This is a genomic window from Kitasatospora griseola (genome assembly GCF_014648555.1).
GTDB lineage: Bacteria > Actinomycetota > Actinomycetes > Streptomycetales > Streptomycetaceae > Kitasatospora > Kitasatospora griseola.
In genome coordinates this window covers 1-3,950 of record NZ_BMRI01000076.1, presented here as the reverse complement: position 1 = coordinate 3,950, position 3,950 = coordinate 1, and the positions used below count along the sequence as shown (strand labels likewise).

Here is a 3,950-nt window from a genome sequence, read left to right as displayed (position 1 = left end):
GCCCATGGCGTGCTGCATCTCGGTGATGGTGGCTTTGCCGCCGCCGGAGCCGTACGCGGCGACGTAGGGGCCGTCGTGGTACTGGCCGTGCCGCCAGCCCCGGACACGGCCGCGGTGGCGGGGGTGGGTGGGGTTGGGCATGGTCCAGCCGCCGAGTTCGAAGTTGCGGTGCCGCAGGACGCCCAGGTGGAACATCTCGCCGCAGAGGCTGATGTCCTTGCGCACCGGGGCGCGGCCGTTGGGCTGTTCGATGACGTAGGGCCGGCCGGTGGACTCGGCGGCGGCGCGGGTGGCGGCGACCAGGTCGATGTGGGCGGTGCCCCAGCCCATGGCGGTGTTGGTGCCGACGGTGAGCGCGCATCCGGCCTGGCAGGGCGGCGAGGTGTGGATCAGGTCGTACTCGGCCCCGTGCTCACGGATGTACTCGACCGCGTCGCCCTGGACGAACCGGTACGGGTAGTTGGGGCGGGGGCGGATGTCGATGCCGGTGACGTCGAACCCGGCGCGGTGGTAGCCGGTTCCGGCACCTCCCGCGCAGCAGAACGCGTCCAGGACTCGCGGCCGTCGGCCGGCGGTGGTGACGGGAATGACGGAAGTGACGCTCATTCGGTGTCTCCTGGCGTGGTCTCAGGCCGCGCGGCGGGTGGCGAGCTGGACGACCGGCGCGAGTCGCTGGACCGGAGCGAGCTGAACGGGCTGCGGGAGGGGCTCGCCGCCGCCGGGCGGGGCGGGGGTCTCGTCGTTCTGCTCGGCCGCGGTGGCGCGGTCGTGGGCGGAGAGGTCGAGGACGGCGTTGACGCGGGCGGAGTCGGCGCGGGAGGCGCGCTGGGAGGCGAGGTGGGGGATGAGGGCGAGGGTGCCGGGGCCGAACAGGACGGCGGCGGTGACCAGGTCGCTGGTGTTCATCGGGTTCCTCCGGTGCGAGCGGCGTGGGCGATCAGGTCGAGGACGCTGGTGCCGAGCTGGGCGGTGCGTTGCTGGATGGCCTGCCAGGAGTCGGGGTCGATGTTCATGAGCGCGGCCAGCGACGCGGCGGGGTCGCCGGTCGCGGCGGCAGTGAGGGCGTCACGCAGGTGCGCGGCGGCCAGCGGCCGGATCCCGGCCGTGGCGGTGGCGGTGGGGGTCATGCGCGGACCTTGGCGATGGCGTCGGTCAGGGCGTGGATGAGGTTGTTGATCGGCCCGGCGACGCCGGTGGAGGCGAGCAGGAAGCCGAACAGGACGGCGACGATCGCGGAGCCGTAGCCGAGGGACTTGGCCTTGAGCAGGAGGCCGAGGACGATGCCGAACAGCACGACGAGGGAGACGGTCAGGGCCATGACACGGCCTTTCGTTCGACGGCCCGGGGGCCGGAGCGGGACGTGCGGGGGTGGGGTTCAGCGGGTGCCGTTGCGCCAGGTGCGGTGGGCGGCGTTGAACAGGTGGCGGCCGATGCGGATGCGCTTTCCGGCGCCCTTGCAGCGGCGGCAGGTCTTTCCGCGCTTGGGGTTGCCGTGGCGGTCGGTCTTGAGGGCGAAGCCGAGTCCGGCGCACTTGCGGCAGTTCCCGAACGGGCTGGCCGCACACAGTGCGCTGTAACCGAGGGTGACGAGAAGGGTGGTGGCTATCGCGGGGAGCAGGAGGGGTGTCACAGTGGCCTCCAGGCGGGGTTTCCGGGGTTTTCGCAGGTGGCGCGCTAGGGGCTAGTTCGCTGGCCAGGTGTGGTGGGGGCCGCTAGCGGGGGTGCTAGGTCTAGCGGGGGTGTCCGCTAGGCCTAGCACCCGTTTGCGGCTGTCAGGCGGCGCGCTTCTTGTCGCGCTCCGTGACGGCCTTGGCGAGGTCGTCGCGGGTGATGCCGCGTCGGTTCGCGCCCTTGCCGTCCTCGGTGGTGCCCCAGACCTGGCCGGTGGTGATGCCGTAGGGCTTGAGCGCGGCGACCAGCTGGTCGGCCTTGGCGCGGCCCTCCAGCTCGGCCCACGGGCCGTAGACGTCGGGGCGGAGTTCGGCGAGGCGGGCCACGATCGTCTCCGACCAGAGCTTCGGCTCGTCGGGGCCCATCACCGCCAACACGTCGGCGAGCAGGTCGTGCGAGACGGCCGCGGCGGGGGCGGCGTCGGCGGTGCCGGCCGCGTAGCCGGTCAGCAGGCCGGCCTGCTCGCGGGCGCGGCGTCCGCGTGCGGCGATCGCTTCGGCCATGGGCGCGTCGGCGAAGACGGAGCGGACGATCTGGGCGTCGGCGCCCTCGCCGCCGACGTAGTAGGCGATGCCCCGGTCCTCCCGGGAGAACGTCGTGGCCCGAACGCCGCGCTTGTAGGAGGAGGTGCCGAGGACCATGTCGTTCTCGACCTGGCCCATGACCTTCAGGCACAACCTGAGGATCGCGTTCGCCGAGATGCCGGTGGGCAGGGACTTGGCGTCGGGGCGCTGGGTGGCGAGCAGCAGCACGATGCCGGTGGCGGGGCCGCGCTTGACCAGGTCGGTGCAGATCTCCTCGAACTCCCCGCCGTACTTGGGGTGCTCGAACCACACCTGGCACTCGTCCACGCCGACCACGATCGGGTGCAACCTGAGCGACTTGTTGTCCGCGAGCTGGGAGGTGACCTTCGACTCCGGGCAGACGTCGCGGGGCAGGGAGCGGATCACCTTGGTGCGGCGCCGGAGTTCCTCGCGGACCTCGCGCATGTCGGCGATGGCGTACTCGATGTCCTCGTCGTCGTCGCCGGCGCGGTGGCGGTGGCTCACCTGGCCTCCGACGGGATCGAGGTCGCCGGTGCCCTTCAGGTCGTAGGTGTGCAGCTCGGCGCGGGGGTCGAGGGCGGAGATGAGCAGGAGCAGGCGCAGCAGGAAGGTCTTGCCCATGCGGGGGACCGCGCCGATGATCCCGGCGATGAACATCAGGGTGACCGTGACCCAGTTGCCGCGCTGGTCGGTGGCGAAGGCCACGGGGTTGAACAGGTCGACGGTGCCGGCCTTGGCGAGCGGCCAGGCGGGCTGCTTGGCCTTGGCCATGTCCTGGTCGCCGACCCACAGGACCATGCGGCCGGGGTGCTCGCCCTTGGCCTGCTCGGGCCACACGGTGCCGATCGGACGGCGCAGCCCGGAGGCGAGGCGGCCGCGGCGCTCCATCACGTCGGTGACCTCCACGCCGGCGGGCAGTTCGACATCGGCGCGCCAGCCGGGGCCGTCGCGGGTGATCGGCGCGGGGAAGGTGATCCCGCTGTTCTTCGACCTGGCGGAGGTGATCGCGCCGATGCCGAGGGACTCCAGCGCGGCCACGACCATGTCGGAGGTGAGCTTGGGGGCCTTGGCCTTGACCACGGATCGGGCGATGAGCGGCTCGTCCGCCGGCGCGCCCGCCGCACCCAGCGCCAGGACCACGGCCGCGGCCAGCGCCATGAGGGTGGCCTCGGAGGTCATCACCAGCAGCACGATCACGGCCGTGAGGCCGAACACCGAGGCCAGCAGGCTGATGATGCCGCGCAGCCGCACCCGGTTGTCGCGCTGCCGGCACAGCTTCAGGTACAGCTCGGCGTCCTCCCGCCGGGCCGCGGCCGCACGCAGCGGCTGCCCCTCGGCGTCGGACGCCCACCGGCCCAGGAACGACAGCGAGCGCACCGCGCCGCGCGGCGAACGGGCCGCCAACTTCGCGGCGTAGAGCGGGGAACGCACCGCGTGGTAGGCCAGCGAGTGGCCGACGTGCCCGGCCGCCCACCTGGCCTGCTTCGCGAGCTCGGACTTCGACAGCAGCCAGGCCGGGAGGACCGGGCGCCGCGAGCCCTCCGGCACCGGCAGCGGCACCACCGCGGGCTGGTCGACGTAGACGGACTGCCCGTCCACGTCGTCCTCGCCGTCACCGGAGGCGTAGGTGAGGGTGGGGGCGGGGCGGCGCTCGGTGCGGGCCTTGTCGAGGTCGAGGACCTCGCCCCGGGCCTCGGCCTCGGCGTCGGCGGCCATCGACGCCGCCAGCAGCAG

General features: G+C 73.0%; 6 protein-coding genes. All 6 read right to left on the bottom strand.

What is annotated here, in order from left to right; all coding sequences use genetic code 11:
- Window positions 1-606, bottom strand: a 606-nt coding sequence (locus tag IEZ12_RS36875; protein ID WP_229848699.1) for a class I SAM-dependent methyltransferase, incomplete at its 3' end; no start/stop codon positions are given.
- A gap of 21 nt (window positions 607-627) precedes the next feature.
- On the bottom strand, window positions 628-906 hold the full coding sequence (locus tag IEZ12_RS36870; protein WP_189278738.1) for a hypothetical protein: 279 nt from the start codon (window positions 904-906) through the stop codon (window positions 628-630).
- A complete protein-coding gene (locus IEZ12_RS36865) occupies window positions 903-1,127 on the bottom strand; it encodes a hypothetical protein (protein ID WP_189278736.1) in 225 nt (74 codons plus the stop codon). The genes IEZ12_RS36870 and IEZ12_RS36865 overlap by 4 nt, the downstream gene beginning before the upstream one ends.
- Window positions 1,124-1,318 carry a hypothetical protein gene (locus tag IEZ12_RS36860; protein WP_043913788.1) on the bottom strand — a complete coding sequence of 65 codons (195 nt, stop codon included), beginning with the start codon at window positions 1,316-1,318 and terminating at the stop codon, window positions 1,124-1,126. The genes IEZ12_RS36865 and IEZ12_RS36860 overlap by 4 nt, the downstream gene beginning before the upstream one ends.
- Window positions 1,319-1,375: 57 nt before the next feature.
- Complete coding sequence (locus IEZ12_RS36855; protein WP_189278734.1) at window positions 1,376-1,630, bottom strand: hypothetical protein; 255 nt, start codon at window positions 1,628-1,630, stop codon at window positions 1,376-1,378.
- A gap of 142 nt (window positions 1,631-1,772) precedes the next feature.
- Complete coding sequence (locus tag IEZ12_RS36850) at window positions 1,773-3,950, bottom strand: cell division protein FtsK (RefSeq protein WP_373295571.1); 2,178 nt, start codon at window positions 3,948-3,950, stop codon at window positions 1,773-1,775.